15 protein-coding genes are annotated in these 15,433 nt (G+C 47.2%); 12 read left to right on the top strand and 3 right to left on the bottom strand.

The genetic code is table 11. The features are described from left to right. Positions 1-37: 37 nt before the first annotated feature. On the bottom strand, positions 38-877 hold the full coding sequence (locus tag AB1K83_RS08555) for a malate synthase (protein ID WP_413057764.1): 840 nt from the start codon (positions 875-877) through the stop codon (positions 38-40). Positions 878-1,261: 384 nt separating this feature from the next. On the opposite strand from AB1K83_RS08555, the gene AB1K83_RS08550 reads away from it, so the two are divergent. From AB1K83_RS08550 to AB1K83_RS08530, 5 genes are all read left to right on the top strand, one after another. After that, positions 1,262-2,185 (top strand): S66 peptidase family protein, encoded by a 924-nt coding sequence (locus tag AB1K83_RS08550; protein WP_413057763.1) that lies wholly within the window; start codon positions 1,262-1,264, stop codon positions 2,183-2,185. A 3-nt stretch (positions 2,186-2,188) separates the two neighbouring features. Continuing rightward, positions 2,189-3,274, top strand: a complete 1,086-nt coding sequence (locus tag AB1K83_RS08545; protein ID WP_413057762.1) for a mandelate racemase/muconate lactonizing enzyme family protein — start codon at positions 2,189-2,191, stop codon at positions 3,272-3,274. A gap of 25 nt (positions 3,275-3,299) precedes the next feature. Then, entirely contained in the window at positions 3,300-4,229 is a 930-nt protein-coding gene (locus AB1K83_RS08540; protein ID WP_413057761.1) for an NlpC/P60 family protein, read from the top strand. Positions 4,230-4,281: 52 nt separating this feature from the next. After that, on the top strand, positions 4,282-4,740 hold the full coding sequence (locus AB1K83_RS08535) for an acyl-CoA thioesterase (protein ID WP_413057933.1): 459 nt from the start codon (positions 4,282-4,284) through the stop codon (positions 4,738-4,740). A 340-nt stretch (positions 4,741-5,080) separates the two neighbouring features. After that, a complete protein-coding gene (locus AB1K83_RS08530; protein WP_413057760.1) occupies positions 5,081-6,772 on the top strand; it encodes a methyl-accepting chemotaxis protein in 1,692 nt (563 codons plus the stop codon). Positions 6,773-6,856: 84 nt separating this feature from the next. Here the strand turns inward: AB1K83_RS08530 and AB1K83_RS08525 are convergent, their stop codons facing one another. Beyond that, positions 6,857-7,330, bottom strand: a complete 474-nt coding sequence (locus AB1K83_RS08525; protein WP_413057759.1) for an immunoglobulin-like domain-containing protein — start codon at positions 7,328-7,330, stop codon at positions 6,857-6,859. A 114-nt stretch (positions 7,331-7,444) separates the two neighbouring features. Between AB1K83_RS08525 and AB1K83_RS08520 the strand changes: the two genes are divergently transcribed. Next, the gene (locus tag AB1K83_RS08520) at positions 7,445-8,395 is read left to right on the top strand and encodes a hypothetical protein (protein WP_413057758.1); all 951 of its coding nucleotides are present in this window, start codon (positions 7,445-7,447) and stop codon (positions 8,393-8,395) included. Positions 8,396-8,430: 35 nt separating this feature from the next. Here AB1K83_RS08520 and AB1K83_RS08515 read toward each other — a convergent pair whose 3' ends face one another. After that, positions 8,431-8,805 carry a VOC family protein gene (locus AB1K83_RS08515; protein ID WP_413057757.1) on the bottom strand — a complete coding sequence of 125 codons (375 nt, stop codon included), beginning with the start codon at positions 8,803-8,805 and terminating at the stop codon, positions 8,431-8,433. A gap of 195 nt (positions 8,806-9,000) precedes the next feature. On the opposite strand from AB1K83_RS08515, the gene AB1K83_RS08510 reads away from it, so the two are divergent. From AB1K83_RS08510 to AB1K83_RS08485, 6 genes are all read left to right on the top strand, one after another. Further along, entirely contained in the window at positions 9,001-9,780 is a 780-nt protein-coding gene (locus AB1K83_RS08510; protein ID WP_413057756.1) for a hypothetical protein, read from the top strand. 12 nt (positions 9,781-9,792) lie between these two features. Then, on the top strand, positions 9,793-10,587 hold the full coding sequence (locus tag AB1K83_RS08505) for a hypothetical protein (RefSeq protein ID WP_413057755.1): 795 nt from the start codon (positions 9,793-9,795) through the stop codon (positions 10,585-10,587). 2 nt (positions 10,588-10,589) lie between these two features. After that, positions 10,590-10,958: a GntR family transcriptional regulator gene (locus AB1K83_RS08500; RefSeq protein ID WP_413057754.1), complete on the top strand. Its 369-nt coding sequence runs from the start codon at positions 10,590-10,592 to the stop codon at positions 10,956-10,958. Continuing rightward, positions 10,951-11,649, top strand: a complete 699-nt coding sequence (locus AB1K83_RS08495) for an ABC transporter ATP-binding protein (RefSeq protein ID WP_413057753.1) — start codon at positions 10,951-10,953, stop codon at positions 11,647-11,649. The genes AB1K83_RS08500 and AB1K83_RS08495 overlap by 8 nt, the downstream gene beginning before the upstream one ends. A gap of 644 nt (positions 11,650-12,293) precedes the next feature. Further along, positions 12,294-13,295 carry a nuclease-related domain-containing protein gene (locus AB1K83_RS08490; protein WP_413057752.1) on the top strand — a complete coding sequence of 334 codons (1,002 nt, stop codon included), beginning with the start codon at positions 12,294-12,296 and terminating at the stop codon, positions 13,293-13,295. Positions 13,296-13,506: 211 nt separating this feature from the next. Continuing rightward, positions 13,507-15,417 (top strand): DUF2207 domain-containing protein, encoded by a 1,911-nt coding sequence (locus tag AB1K83_RS08485; RefSeq protein ID WP_413057751.1) that lies wholly within the window; start codon positions 13,507-13,509, stop codon positions 15,415-15,417. Positions 15,418-15,433 lie beyond the last annotated feature (16 nt).

The following is a 15,433-nucleotide window of genomic DNA, read 5'->3' as shown; positions in this document are numbered from 1 at the left end:
TTTTTTGGTGATGTGAACCGTCCCGTATGTTATTTTATTATTGCTTTAAAGCCCCACTCGCTTCTGGGATGTTATCCATGTCAATGGCATTCATTTGACAGAAGTATTCCAGAAGATTTTTTGATTTTTTGATGTGCTCATCATCCGTTTGTAATGCAATGATGTCCTGTAAGATTTGAGCGGTCCAAACATTATCGAAATAACGATGTTTACCGGAATTCCATGTAGTGCGATGCGGGTAGTTCTGATTGATATAGTAATTCCAGAAAAGCATTTTCTCTGCTTCTTGTTCCGTGAGCTCAATCCGGAACTCTGCATGCGACGGAATCATTCCGTTATCGCCAAGATTGCCTGAATACGTTTCCTCCACTAAGTAGAGGCCGAGAATCCGTCTTTCTGTCTCTGGTTGATCGGACTCTCTTGCGGTCAGAAGAACTGCGCTGTTCGGTCCCAAACGAGCTACTCTATTCGGCTGGCCTTTATTTTTGCCGCTTTGAATCATGCCGGTGGATACTTGCCAGTCGGTAAATACATTTTGTTGCTCTTCTTCATCCAGCCAGAAAACAAGTTGCGAACTTTCATGGATCTTATGGTTCTTCAGTCGTTCCCTGCGTTGCTGTTCAAGTACCTGTCGCTCTATTTTTTCTGCACGTTGCCTGTCAAGTTCTTCTTCTTCCATTTCCTTTTTCAAAAGGATTTTCTTTAATGATTTGGCAGTATTGCGGTCATTGAGTGTAATGAATTTTCCAAAAGCATCAGGATACACGAATTTTTTTATATCCTCATTAAAATCAATGGTGATGATAGAACCTTCATGATCCACAATATTTCCTTCGCCGAAGACTTTATGAGTAATTTCTTCATTAATTAAATTCACTAACTGATTCTCCTTATATAAAATATTTGGGTATTGACGCCTAAGTTCATTTGACCGAATGGAAGTTTAAGAATGAAAAAATCGCACTCAATTTCTGTTGGGAAGAAGTTGCGTACGATTAATCAAATACTGTCTCAAAACTGTGATAACTCTATAGTACCATATAATTTAATAAAACGCAATTTTGTTGTTGACAATGGTGTGTTGACTATCGTATAATATTGGACTTTTTAAAGTAAGGTAATCAGAGTGACGAAGAAAATGGGAATTTCTATCGATGACTAGACCAAACAAGTGGGCCGGGGTTGTTGAATAGAATTAAAAAGGCCAGTTCTGTTACGCACCGGCCGGAGTTTTTCACTATAAGAGAGGATGATTATAAACATGAGAATACGACCGCAACGTTTGCAAATAGGGGATACGGTTGGCATCATCGCCCCATCCAGCCCGCCGAATCCAGAGTCGCTGGAGCGCTCGCTCGGCTTTTTGGAGCAGCTCGGTTTGAAATGGAAGTTCGGAAAACATCTACACAGCACAAACGGCTATTTGGCCGGGACCGATGAGGAACGGATGGAGGATCTGCATACTATGTTTGCCGACCCATCCATTCAGGGGATTTTCTGTGCAGGCGGCGGGTACGGGGCCGCGAGGTATATCGATCGGCTTGACCTGCCTTCCATGAATGAAAACCCGAAAATTTTCTGGGGATTCAGCGATATCACCACCCTCCACACAGCCATTGGACAATATTCGGATCTTGTCACATTCCACGGGCCAATGCTCGCGTCATGTGTCGGAAAGGAAACCTTCCATGAATTATCGGCCAAGATGTTCCAACAGTTGTTTGAGCCGATGGAACTTCATTACACCGACGCCATTTCACCGCTTTCTTCGATTAGCGGTGGAGCAGCGCAGGGTGAGTTGGTCGGGGGGAATCTTTCTTTATTGGCAAAGACGATCGGTACGAAATTTGAAATTGAGACACGCGGGAAACTATTGCTTATTGAAGATATCGGAGAGGAGCCATACCGTGTGGATGGCCTGTTGAATCATATGCGGATGGCCGGAAAGTTCGATGAAGTAGCAGGGATTGTAGTCGGGGATTTTGCAAAAGCGGAGCCGAAAAATGAAAATGCGTCCTTATCACTAGATGAAGTATTCAATCATTATTTCAGACGTCTTGGAAAACCCGTCGTGAAAGGATTCAAGATTGGCCATTGCGAACCGCATTTTGCTGTTCCACTTGGCGTAGAAGCGCGGCTCGATGCAGACAACCGAACGCTCACTATTTTACCGGGAGTGGAATAACGGATGAAAATCCTGTCCATCGAAACATTTCCGATGGCAGTCCCATTAAAAAAACCGTTTAAAACAGCACTCCGAACTGTGCATATAGTGCATGCCATCTATGTGAAAGTGAGGAGTGATGACGGGCGTGTTGGATGGGGAGAGGCCGTTCCAACACATGTCATCACAGGTGACTCACTTGGCAGCATCACTTATGCGATCCAGGAAATTATTGCTCCGCGGCTCATGGGATTGGATATCCGGAAGCGGGAAGAGATGTTTCAGGCGCTTGACCGATCAGTGATCGGTAATACGAGCGCAAAAGCGGCCGTTGACATGGCAATCTATGATCTGTTGGGTCAACTGGCAGGAATGCCTCTTTATCAACTACTGGGCGGTTACCGTCAGGAAGTGGAAACGGATTTTACGATTAGTGTCGATGATCCGGAGAAAATGGCGGAGGACGCTGAACGTTGTGTTTCGGAAGGGTTCTGTACATTAAAAATAAAAGTGGGAATCGGGGATATCGGCAAAGATCTTGAACGGATCCGGACCATCCGGGAACAGGTCGGCACCAAGCCCAAAATCCGGCTCGATGCCAATCAAGGCTGGCAGCCGAAAGAAGCGGTCCGTGTCATTCGTAAAATGGAGGACGCTGGACTTAATATCGAACTGGTCGAACAACCTGTCCATGCCGATGATTTGGAAGGGCTTAAATATGTAACGGACCATACCATCACCCCGATCATGGCCGATGAAAGCATGTTTTCCGCTAAGGACGCCCTCCGTATATGTCAGCAACGAGCGGCGGATCTGCTGAACATCAAGCTGATGAAAGCAGGCGGCATGCGGGAAGCGTTGAAAATTAATGCCATAGCGGAAGCACAAGGTATCGGGTGCATGGTCGGCAGCATGATCGAAACCAAGCTCGGCGTTACGGCAGCCGCTCATTTCGCGGCAAGCCAACCGAATATCACCCGTTTCGATTTTGATGCGCCCTTGATGTTGGCGGCTGATCCGGTTTCCGGTGGCATACTCTATCATAAAAGTAAAATCCATTTCTCAACCAGTCCTGGATTAGGCGTCGATCAAATTAAGGGTACAGCGTAACCAAAATCGAGGCGAGGTGCAAAAGATGGCAGTTCCTACATGGTATTGTAACGTTACCGTCGCAAACGTCTGGACATCACCCGATTCAGTACGACCCCAAGACGAACCGAGTATGTCGAATCCGGCCCGCCCGCGGGAATGGCTTGGAAACTTAAGCTTGGCGGACCGATTGGAATTAAGTGAAGAAAATCGGATTCAGACCCAATTAGTATACGGAGAACCCGTCATCGTGGATGAAATGCAAGGGGATTGGGCGAGGGTATGTGCTGTTTGGCAGACAACGAGCAAAGACAGTCGGGGGTATCCGGGCTGGGTGCCACTTCGGCAATTGAAGCAAGCACAACCGATCAGCGCGGAAGGATTTGCAAAAGTGACGGCGGGCAAGGCGCAACTGTGGAATCCGGATGGTTCCCCTTCTCTTGTCTTGCCTTTCAATGTCATCTTGCCCTATTGGTACGTGCTGGACGGGGAGATCCATGTATGCACGCCGGAAGGGGATGGAATTTTACAATTAGATGATGTGGAGTTGGCCCCCTCGGTTCACCAGTTCCTGAAATTGCCCGTGGAAACGGCGGTTGAGCGCGGGTTGGCATTTTTGGATTTGCCCTATCTCTGGGGTGGTACATCATCGTATGGGTATGATTGTTCAGGCTTTACGTATTCTATGTATAAAGCGTGTGGCCATTTCATTCCCCGTGACGCGGCCGACCAAGCCCGGCAAGGCATTGCCATCCCGACAACGGACCCGTCGAACTGGCAAACAGGTGATTTACTGTTTTTTGCTTCGGATGAAGGGCAAGGGAACATCCGGCATGTCGGATTCTATTACGGAGACGGATTGCTTTTCCACGCCCCGTCAACCGGAAAATCGATTGAAATCATCAAGCTGGCTGGCACACCATATGAAAGAGAGCTCTGTGCGGTTCGCCGACTAGGTTTTGATTCGACAAAGTAGGGAAACGGGTTTACGATGGGTTAAAGGAGAGATTCCATTGGAAAAGAAGCCTATGAGTGCATCCCGCACCATTCAAACGAAAATCATCCTGCCTTCGGACATCAACCACTTGCAGACCATTTTCGGTGGGCATGTCTTGGCATACATCGATGAAATCGCAGCCATCACCGCCATGAAACATGCGAAGACGGCTGTCGTTACGGCATCCATCGACTCTGTTGATTTCCTCTCGACAGCGCGTGTCGGGGAAGTGTTGGACCTTGAAGCGGTCATCAGTTCTACAGGGCACACATCGATGGAAGTGTTCGTCTCAGTTCATTCCACCAATTTGCTCACCGGGGAATCGAATCTGACGACAGAATCGTTCCTCACGATGGTCGCCATGGATGAAAACAATAAACCGATCCCCGTGCCAGGTATCTATCCGGAAACCGAAGCTGAAACAAAACTGTTCGAATCGGCGCCCGCCCGCAGAGACCTTCGGAAGCAACGGAGAAGCATGAGACACTAGGTGAGTAACGTTTTTTAAAATGAATAATCGGGACTATCCAGGAAGGGTAGTCTTTTTTTCTATATTGCCTTAGGGTAAGCGTTCATAGTTTTTCGCGGGCGCTCATAAATCTGCGTCAGCGCTCATAAGTCCGTCCACTTGCTCATAAGCCCCCTCACAACCTCGTAGAATTCGACAGATTTTTCCTCAGAAATTAAAAATTGAATTGCCTTCTCTTTCGATAAGACCTATAGTTAAGATAGCGCTATTTACTTACTTTTCTCAAAGTTAACAATAGCCTATTGGCCTATTATAGTGTTTCATAAATAATAAAAAAGATAGGGCGCGGCGGGGGAGAATAATGCGACTAAATTCATTATCTAAAAAATTATTTTTCAGTTTTTTCTCTATTATTATTCTATCGGTGATCGTAGGGGCAGTTGGGTTTTATTCGGTCAAACAATTGAACAAGGAATATTCCCAATTGCTTGACGAAAATATTAAAAAAGTCGATTTGGTCGATGAGCTGATTAATCAAAACCGAAGTATCTCTGCCAATCTTTATAGTTATGTATTGTTCAAAGAGCAACGGTACGTAATGAATATCACGGATGAAGCGGAGCAGTTCAACCAAAAATTTGAAGAATTACAGACATTGCTGCAAGGCAGCTCAGCCATGGGAACTTTGGAGGAAATGGCAGAACGAAATGAAAATTATATGAACATTGTCCGAGCAAGTATTGACAGTTTCATTAAAAGGGACGAAGCTGAATTGGATAAAAACGTGCGGGGTTCTAGCACGGCGTTAGTCTTATTCATGTCGTTGGCGGAAGGCCTTAAAGAGACGCAGCATGCCGAGATGGATGATACACGGCAAGCGCTGAATCAATTGGCCGATACTACTTATCTCATGATCACGATATTAAGTGGGCTAGTCGTTCTGGTTAGCGGGCTAATCGCCTATTTCATCAGCAGAAATATTGCGCGCCCGGTTAGGGGCATCACGGCGGCATTGGAGCAAGTGGCTGAGGGCAATTTACAGGTGGAGAAAATGAACATTAAAAATAACGATGAAATCGGGACGATGGCGTCAGCGTTTAATAAAATGACGGATGACCTGCGTCAAGTAGTCGTACGATTGCATGATTCCGCTATCCGTCTTGCTGCTCAATCCGAACAATTATCTGCTAGTTCCGAAGAAAGTGCCGCTTCCTCCGCGATGGTGGCCAATGTGGCAGATGAAAATCTAAGGGGAAGCGAACAGCAATTGGAGCTCGTCGGCGAAACAGTAGCTTCTATGGAAGAAATGTCTGCGGGAATCGAGCAAATTGCGGAGAACAATGCCAATATGATGCAAGCTTCCAATCTTGTGGGCTCCCTTGTGGAACAAGGGGCAGTCACTTTCCATCAAATGGCGGATCAAATGAAGGACATTCGTACTTCAATCATTGATGCCACTTCGAGTATGAAAGTGCTGGAAGAAAATTCGATCAGCATTCAAACAGTAACCGCGTTAATTACCGATATTTCTGAGCAGACCAATTTACTAGCGTTGAATGCTGCCATTGAAGCCGCAAGAGCTGGTGAGCATGGCAAAGGGTTTGCCGTGGTAGCGGAAGAGGTCCGCAAATTGGCGGAGCAATCCAAACAATCGGCTTCTGAAATCGAACATACTGTAAAATTGATCCAAAGCGATACGGAGAAGGCGTCCCTGTCGATTCAGGCGGGCAGCGACAAAGCCGAGGATGGGCTGGAGTCCGTCACGAATTCGTTACAGTTGTTCGAGCAAATAGAAGGGGCCGCCAAGGAGACGAGCCAAAGCGTACGTCTCGTATCGGCTGCGATTGAAGAAATACAATCAAGGACGGTCACCGTCATGGCGGGTTCATCGCAAGTCCGAAATTTGGCGGAACAAGCCGCTGCCAGTGCCAATGAATCGAGTGTATCGGTCCGCGAACAACTAGCTACGATGGAAGAAATCACGGAAAGCATCCAGTCCTTGGCGTTGTTGGCGGAAGATTTGCAAATGGAAGTGAGCAAGTTTAGGATTTGAGTGGAAAATCAGGCTACTCTCGAACGACATAAGGAAGGAGGCGGCTTGCGTTCGAATTTGAACGGAAAGCCGCCTTTCGTTGTTTCATTCAACCCAAAAAGGGGCGGCAACGGAAAGTTCATGCATTGGTTCTGACTTGGAAAGGAATGTTTTCACGAGCCGATATTCTCCTGGTATGAGTATGATGCCAAGAGCCTCGACTGAAAATGTCTGTTGGGCTTCACTCCCAGCCGGCAAGACATTCCCGAAATCCCGGAAATGAGGATTCTTTAAAAATATGGCATCTGAATAGGTGATGATGAACCATTCCCCTTTCCGATTCACTTCGATATGGTAAAACTCCCCCAATTGAACATCACGTTGGCTGTCATTCCGGACGACAGTATGGATAACGGTTGGGGATTCGACGAAATGGTCTTCGGCGAGCACCAAGGTTAGCCCTTCCTCGAAAGCGTTCATTTCTTGGTCGGGTACCGGGTCGGGCAGTGTTGGAAGAGTTGCTGTATTTCCACAGGCTCCGAGCAAAAGGACAAGGCTGAGAATCCATGCTGGTTTCATGACGTCCCACCTCCACACTCAGCATACCGCGTCCGGTCGGAAGTGACCTTGACCGCCGTCAAGGATTGAAACTTTATTTCCACGAGTCCGTAAAATAGGAAAGGGGTGAGAGAGATGCAACAAGACATCCATAATCGGCAATTGACACTTACGATGATTCGAAACGAGCGAAACCGGGTGCAACGGCGACTACAAGGGGCCGAGCAACATTTGAAAGAAGCTGTTCGGCTCCGGGATCAGCTCCGGACGCAATTATCAAAAGAGCAACAAGACGTTATCAAACTCGGGAAATTTTCCTTTATGAATAAAATTAAGGAATGGACCGGGAAATGGGACGAAGAGATGGATCGGGAAATGCGGGAAGTCACCGAAGCGGAGTTGCGCTACAACGAAGCGGAAAAAGTGGTAGCGGATATGGAAGCGGAAGTGACAGAGTTGCAGAATGAAATGAGCAACCCCGACTTCACTTATATAGAAGAAGAGTGGGAAGATTTCCTGAAGGAGAAAGCGGCATGGATCCGGCAGCATGATTCCATCGCCCATCAGACGTTGCAGAAAATTGCTGACGACCGCGTGCGGCTCCGCTCGTTGCTAAGGGAAATAGAGGAAGCCTATGATTATGGGAAAATTGCCATCCATGCACTAGATAAAGCGATGGACAAACTGAATTCCGCGGAAGGCATGTCCATTTGGGATACCTTTTTGGGAGGGGGCTTGGTCGCCTCCGCATTGAAACATTCGGAAATGAGCGACTCCGAGGACCTCGTTCACCAAGCACAGCGGGCACTGCGCCATTATCGGACGGAGCTGATGGATGTCCAGAACATGGCCGCGGAGTCTTTCACGATCAGTCAAAATGATATCTTTGCTTTCACGGACCTTTTTTTCGACAATTTCTTCTCCGACTGGATGGTCCATTCCCGGATCACCGATGCGCAAAGCCAGATTCATGAAGTGCTGCAGGATGTACGCCGGGTGCAAGATCAACTGGCCCGCAAGCGTGATGAGGCGGAAGAAGAGTTGAACCGGATCAACCAGCAGGAGAAGGATATTATCGTTTCTTGAAGGAGGCGGGAGACCAACCGCTCATCCGCCACGCTTCATTCCGAATGAAATTCCAAGAACTCGATCCGATTGCCAAAAGGGTCATGCGTGAAAAAACGGGAACGGCCATCAATCGGAGGTTCCTCGCTAATCACATAGCCCGCTTGTTCAAGACGGGTTTTCAATTCATCCAGCGCGTCCACGCTAAACCCGGGATGCGCTTTTTTGGCTGGAATAAAATCCTGCTGAATACCGATATGCACCTCTTGCAATCCACAACGAAACCAGCAACCGCCTCGTCCTATCAAGTTCTTGGGCTTCGGAATTTCCTCCAGTCCCAACAGTTCTCCGTAAAATTGCCGTGCTTGTTCCTCGGTTCCTGCGGGGGCTGCGAATTGAATATGATCGATTCCTTTAATGAAAGAATTCATGTTGTGTCCTCTCCTTTATGTCCCCCATTATACGCTATACAAGCACTGTTATTGCTTCATATCTTCCAAGCCTTCTTTATAAGCACAGCTAATTGGCCGTCTAAAAAGCAATATCTACAAGTTCATCCTTTACATAATCTTTGCATATAGTGTATTATGTAACTAATACACCGGTACAGGAAGGGGTTGTCCACGTTGAAGCAATGGAATGGGTTGGTAAGGAAAGAGTGGGCTTCGATGAAATGGGCGTTGCTTGCAATGGGGATTATAGGGATTGTCGTCCTATCCATTTTTCCATTTTTGATTCGGCAGATTTTTGGATTGGATATCCATTTTTATGAGATTACGTTAGTCATTAGCTTTTTGTGGGCGCTTGCGAGTGTCCTTGCGCCCGTTGCCACGTTATTTGTCTTGCTGGAGCGGGAAATGAAGCGACCCGATGTGTGGCTGCATTCCACGGCTTCGATTTTCAAGTTGGTCGGATCAAAAATGGTCTTTGCTGTATTAATTGGCATTCTCAGTTTATTCATCCCGACTACGATGTTAGCGATCCAGTATACTCTCGTGTCCGCTCCGATTTTTACGATGGAAGAAATGGTGCGATTTGGTGTCGGGTTTCTGGTCACCTTATTTTTTTCATCCATCGGTATCATGGCTATAGGCTTTTTCTTCTGGGTGATGTACCGATTAATCAAACCGGCAGTAAAAGGGTTTGCAGTGCCGTTAACTCTATTGTTGTTTTTCTTCAGCACTTGGTTAATTACAAAAATCACGCTTTCCGATTCATACCAGCGAGTTGTGATGGTCGGAAAAGTCGATCTATCGAAACTGGAAGCGATCCGTTTGCCGTCTGGAGGACGGTTTGAGATGGGGCCATCGGAAATTTACACCGGGGAAATTGTCGTGGACGTCTTAATTACATTTGCGATGGTTATCGGGGCGGCTGTTTTATTTGAGAAGAAAGTACGGTTATGAGGAGGTCGTGTGATGAAAAGTTGGCGGGGGTTACTTCGGAAAGAATGGATGATGCTGCGGCGGAGCGTTACAATTCTGGCCATTTTATCTATTCTGATCGTGTTAGTTGGGCCGTCCGTGGTGGGGCAGCTGTTTGATGTTCCAGGAGAGTACGCAGCCCACGCATTTATACTGGGTGGGACATGGATTGGCTTTCAACTGTTTTTAGGCGTGTCCATCCTCTTTATGAGCTTGGGGAATGAATTGAAACGGCCGGATATATGGCTGCATTCGCCGATTTCCATGTACGGACTAACTGGGGCAAAGGTGGCGTTCGCTGCGATAGTAACGGCTGGGTCAATGGTATGGAGTGGCATGCTGCTTGGAATCGCATTTATTTTGTCAGGAGAGGGCGGCTCCATATCATTTGAGAATGGCGTACTACCATTGCTTAATACGATCTGTGCTCTCTTTCTTCGATCGCTTTTCATAATGGGCGTCGGATTTTTCTTTTGGTCGGTCTATCAAGTGTTACGTTCCCGTTATGGCTCTTTTTTATCCACCATCATGACCTATATTGTCCTAGCACTAAGTATGGTTGTATGGGAAAAACTTAGGGTGACAGGAATTTTTGAGCCGTTGAAAACATTCATGCCTGTCAAATGGACAGATGTTGACTTTTATCAGGAATCCCATAGCTATTTTTTGGCCGGCTTAATCCCCGGGAGTGTTATTTTTTCGGTGGGCGGTTTATTGCTGTATGGAGCAGTAACCGTTGCCTCATTCATGGCCGGTTCGGTTTTATTTGAAAAGAAAGTGAGGTTATGACGATGGGCATTGAATTTCTACCAGACAAACCGATTTATCAACAGCTCATCGATCGCATCATCGGCGAAATCATCCGGGGCACTTTACAGCCAGGGGAAAAACTGCCTTCTGTCCGCGACTATGCGGTGGAGGCCGGCGTGAATGCCAATACGATGCAACGCGTGTATAAGGAGTTGGAGCAAATGGAAATCACCGAAACGAGAAGGGGTCAAGGGTCATTTGTGACAGAAGACGTGACGAAAATTGCGAAAGTCCGGGATGCGATGAAAGATCAATTGATCTCGTCCTTCATTCAAAGTGTGGAGGCCTTCGGATTTACGACCGAGGAAATGATTCATCATTTACAAGAGCGGGGTGGGAGTCATGATTGAGCTGAAAAATGTGTCGAAAAAGTACGGTGGTCGCAGGGCGCTAGATGGAATGACGCTCGCTCTGCCGACCGGAAAGATCATTGGATTGGTCGGGGAAAACGGGAGCGGCAAGACGACGTTATTGAAGCTGGTTGCGGGGCTGCTGACACCGAATTCAGGCAGTGCCGAGTACAACGGTGAAAAGATAACGCGAAAGATCGCCGCTTCGGTTGCGTATATGCCGGATGCGGATTTATTCTACCCGTATTTGACGGTGGAGCAGCTGTTTGACTTCTACGAATCGCAGTTCTCCGATTTTAATCCGATCAAGGCGAAGGAGATGGCCGAGTTTTTGAATATCGGGCTGGATGCGAAAATCAAAAACTTGTCCAAGGGGAATCGGGGGCGCGTGAAAATTGCGGCAACGCTTGCACGGGAGGCGGACTACTATTTGCTGGATGAGCCGTTTTCCGGGCTTGATCCCATGGTGCGGGAGGATATTGCTAAAGGGCTCATCCGATTCACGGACACGGAACGGCAAACAATCGTCCTGTCCACACATGAATTGAAGGAAGTGGAGCCGTTGCTGGATGAAATTGTCGTGTTGCGAGGGGGCCGTCTGCTTGCGCATGAGGCAATTGATGAAATTCGGGATGTCCACGGAATGGATGCGACCACTTGGATGGTATCGTTGTTTAGGGAGGGGAATTGAAGCAGGGATGAAACCGATTTGTTGGCGGAGACTTTGATTAAACCCAGCGGCATGAAAAAAGCCCTCCGGTGTCGGGGGCTTTTTGCGTTAGCTTACTTATGTGCACTGAACGTACGAACAAGACCTAGAATTGTGCCGATTGAAATAAATGCGAATAAAGTATACATGATGTATAAGAACCACATGTGAACGTCACTCCTTTTATACAGAATCCTCTTTCCATTGTAACACCTTCAGGAAGGGGTGGCAACGCCGTCCTGGTAAGGTGCGGGGGAATTGTGTCGAAATGGTTGCGGTTGGACGCTGTGCAAGGAACTTGGCGGGGAGTGCAAGCAATTGCGAGTGGTGTGCAAGGAACTACCCGTTGAGCGCAAGGAAATCCCGGTTTAGTGCAAGCAACCCGCGTTTGATTGCAATCAAAAAAAGTCGAAAACGAACGAGTACACCTCAAGTAAAAGCGTATAAAACCAGCCAAAATCTGAATTTGAATGGACAGAAGAGTTGATTTATCTCCCGAATTCTTGATTTTGCCCCTTAGCAATAGAGAGCTAACGTTAATAATAGGGTCAAAATACAACTTTCAATTACCATATGGTTTCCAGTTGAGGTATATGATACGCTCACCTTAGGAGGTGAATGGACAGTTGATAGTCAAAAATAAGTCTATTCCGTACAGTTTATTTGGAATGAAAGCAATGCAGCAGAGGATTTCAACCACACACCCATTTTCAGAGAAGCTAAAAGAACGGATTCGAATCGCTCAAGCGGGTGCGAACGGTGAAAAGTTAGTAGATCAAATCTTTTTGAAGTACCAATTTGGTTTTGAGCACTATATTTTTCACGACTTGAATTTATCTTCGTCAGGAAAATTTCAATTGGACACGTTATTTCTATCTTCGCAAGGTGCATACATCTTGGAGATCAAAAATATTGCGGGCCGAATCCATTTTCCGGAGGAGTGGAATCAAATGGTCCGCGTATTGGAAAATGGTCAGATGGATGCATTCGAATGTCCTTCCGTCCAGTTGGAGCGCAATCACTTTCTATTGGAAGATTGGTTTCATTCCCGAAATCTATCGGTTCCTGTTGCAGGCGCTGTCGTCTTCACCCAATCCAGACAGTTGATCGAGAATTCCAGACCTCATTTGACCATGCTTTTCCCATATGAACTCCCGAATGTTCTCCGTAAACGAGAGGGAAGATCCCCTATACTAGACAGCAAAACCCTATCAAAGATAGTTATTGAACTATCGAACGGGCATTTTGATTACAATCCGTTTCCACTATGCACCACCATGAATATAAACCCACACGATATAAAAAGCGGCGTCCAGTGTGAGAAATGCGGAACGCTTGGTATGAATAAAATATCCCGCGGTTGGGTTTGCACGAGTTGCTGCCAAGTTAGTCGACGGGCGCATCGGCGTGCCATCCATGACTGGTTCATGATAGTTAGTGAAACGATGACGAATCGGGAATGCAGGGAGTTTCTTCATGTCCCGGCGAATTACACTGCCACACGTTTGCTAGGTGAGTTGCCTCTTGAGCATCTTGGGATGAGCAGGGGCAGATTTTATCGCTTCCCATTGGAGAAGATGAAAGTGGAGTGTGAGAATAGTCCTAATTTGCAAGGAAACTCGCGATGAGTGCAAGCAATTGTCGGTTGAATGCAAGCAACTCCCGGCCAAGTGCAAGCAAAGTGGGTTGGAGTGCAAGCAAAGGTGAGAGGAGTGCAAGGAATGCCAACCCCATGACCATTTCACCACCTGCCCCTGTCTTTCCGCTCTATTTTGGACCATATTGAAACCGCCAGCTGGCTCAACCCGTATACGTAGCAATTGAAACGGGGGTGATCGGATGAGAAAGATGGTTGGTGTTTTGATGGCCATTCTGTTTTTCCTTCTGCCGGCTTCTCTTGCGGAGGCAAAGTCCTATACGATTGACCGGGCGCAGATCAAAGGGTGGCTCCAGCCGAATGGGGATATGATTGTGAACGAAATTTTCACGTATACGTTCGATGGCGAGTTTACGCAGTTGCACCGCTCTCTTCCGCGGAAGCATCATCCGCAGGTCGATACGTTTGAGGCATATTTGCTGGATCGCAACGATGCTGTGGTTGGCGAAGTGACGAAGGAGATGGTGACGCCGGCTGCCGTGAAGCCAAATGGCTTGACGCGGACGACGGCCATCCAGGCAAAAGACCAAACCATTTCCGTTTTCTACATCTACTATTTACGGAATGCTGTTCATTCCACTGATACATATAGCGATTTGAATATTACTTTTTTTGAAGAAGGGTCGAATCATGACCAAGACATCCAAAATGTCAGTATTGCCTATGTCTTGCCCGGTGCTGTGGGCGAATCAAACCTGCACGGATTTCTGTACGACCGGAACGGAAGGGTGAGCCATCTATACGAGGATGGTATCATCTTTACGACACCTGCGTCCGAGGCACGGACATTGACCGCTACACGCGTTCTGTTTCCATCCCATATCATGACGGAACAACAGAAGACGGGCGGTTCCCTGTCATTGGATGAAGCCGTTGCCGAGGAAACGAAGACCTGGGAGGCCTATCACAAGAGAGTGAATCGTATTCCGGTCATTGAAGCGGCGGTCAAGGGAGGCGCGGTCGTCTTCGTCCTCCTCGCAGGTTTGTTGTTATTCATGCGCCAACGTTGGTTCGCGCCTTTTGGCAGTATCGATTTCGTCCTTCAGACCGATCCCGTCTATTTGGCGTATATCGATCGGAACGGAGGGTATCAATCAAGAAATTTTCTGTCCGGACTGCTCTCGCTGGCGGAGAAAGGCCATATAAAAGTCATGACAGAGCCATCCGCGGAACGATTTAAGAGACACCCTTCCGCTCCCGAGAAAACACTTGCGTTTCAATTGGTACCAAGCGATCAACCGTTATTGCCTCATGAAAAAACACTGGTCTCTTGGCTATTCAAAAGCGGTTTGAAAAATAGGATCTTCCATTTGCATGACATTGCAGGACAGGCCAAAGGGGAAAAAGAACGAAAGATGCTATACCTTCGAAGGTATTACGCGTTCGATAAAAACCACCATGCCTGGCATGAAGAAGTCAAAACACTTTTGAAAGAGGCGGGTACGTTATCCAACAAACTGCCGACTGTTCTCGGCTGGATCACATTCATCTTCACAGCGCTACTAATGTCATTGGCTTATTATGTGAACAATCCGAGCGGTTGGACCATTGCGCTTCCGCTCATTCTGTTAGTCATTGCCCTAGCAGGATTTAGAAAGAACCGTATTGTTCCGATCCTCTATTTCGGTGCTTTGTATTTTATTTCAAGAGAATGGGTACCTAGCGACTTGCAAAATGCTACCTTTTTTCTTCTCCTAGCAGGAGCGATTTTCATTGGTAGTCTTTCCAATTCCCTCATTGTTTCAAAGAGTGGGCTCCATGCAAAAATGAGTATTCGTAAATTCCAATCGAGCCTTTCCAAAGGGCTTCCATCCCATCTTTCGACAGAGGACCAGAATCGTTGGCTGGCGCGTGCTTATTTATTAAATAAAGAGAAGAAAGCTCTTCCAAAACTCCATGCTACCGTTTTACCGACCGTGCCTATGGCCGTATTGTTTGCATTGGAAGAAGACCCGATGCAGTTCATCCGTTCCACTTGGAGCTCGATGAATATCCCGACGGGTGGCGGATCGGGCGGCAGTTCGTACGACTCCGGTGGTGGTAGTTATGGAGGAGGCGGAGATGGCGGTGGAGGCGGTGCGGGAGCGGATTGAGTAGAAATGAAAAAGG

The sequence above is a fragment of the Sporosarcina sp. 179-K 3D1 HS genome (assembly GCF_047228905.1).
In the GTDB taxonomy this organism is placed as follows: Bacteria; Bacillota; Bacilli; order Bacillales_A; family Planococcaceae; genus Sporosarcina.
This window is presented reverse-complemented; position numbering and strand designations above follow the sequence as displayed.

What these genes read in the sequence shown, in the direction of transcription:
- AB1K83_RS08505 (WP_413057755.1), top strand. Translation starts at nt 9,793, where the DNA reads ATGAAAAGTTGGCGGGGGTTACTTCGGAAAGAATGGATGATGCTGCGG.
- AB1K83_RS08500 (WP_413057754.1), top strand. Translation starts at nt 10,590, where the DNA reads ATGGGCATTGAATTTCTACCAGACAAACCGATTTATCAACAGCTCATC.
- AB1K83_RS08485 (WP_413057751.1), top strand. Translation starts at nt 13,507, where the DNA reads ATGAGAAAGATGGTTGGTGTTTTGATGGCCATTCTGTTTTTCCTTCTG.
- AB1K83_RS08530 (WP_413057760.1), top strand. Translation starts at nt 5,081, where the DNA reads ATGCGACTAAATTCATTATCTAAAAAATTATTTTTCAGTTTTTTCTCT.
- AB1K83_RS08525 (WP_413057759.1), bottom strand. Translation starts at nt 7,330, where the DNA reads ATGAAACCAGCATGGATTCTCAGCCTTGTCCTTTTGCTCGGAGCCTGT.
- AB1K83_RS08535 (WP_413057933.1), top strand. Translation starts at nt 4,282, where the DNA reads ATGAGTGCATCCCGCACCATTCAAACGAAAATCATCCTGCCTTCGGAC.
- AB1K83_RS08520 (WP_413057758.1), top strand. Translation starts at nt 7,445, where the DNA reads ATGCAACAAGACATCCATAATCGGCAATTGACACTTACGATGATTCGA.
- AB1K83_RS08540 (WP_413057761.1), top strand. Translation starts at nt 3,300, where the DNA reads ATGGCAGTTCCTACATGGTATTGTAACGTTACCGTCGCAAACGTCTGG.
- AB1K83_RS08495 (WP_413057753.1), top strand. Translation starts at nt 10,951, where the DNA reads ATGATTGAGCTGAAAAATGTGTCGAAAAAGTACGGTGGTCGCAGGGCG.
- AB1K83_RS08545 (WP_413057762.1), top strand. Translation starts at nt 2,189, where the DNA reads ATGAAAATCCTGTCCATCGAAACATTTCCGATGGCAGTCCCATTAAAA.
- AB1K83_RS08550 (WP_413057763.1), top strand. Translation starts at nt 1,262, where the DNA reads ATGAGAATACGACCGCAACGTTTGCAAATAGGGGATACGGTTGGCATC.
- AB1K83_RS08515 (WP_413057757.1), bottom strand. Translation starts at nt 8,805, where the DNA reads ATGAATTCTTTCATTAAAGGAATCGATCATATTCAATTCGCAGCCCCC.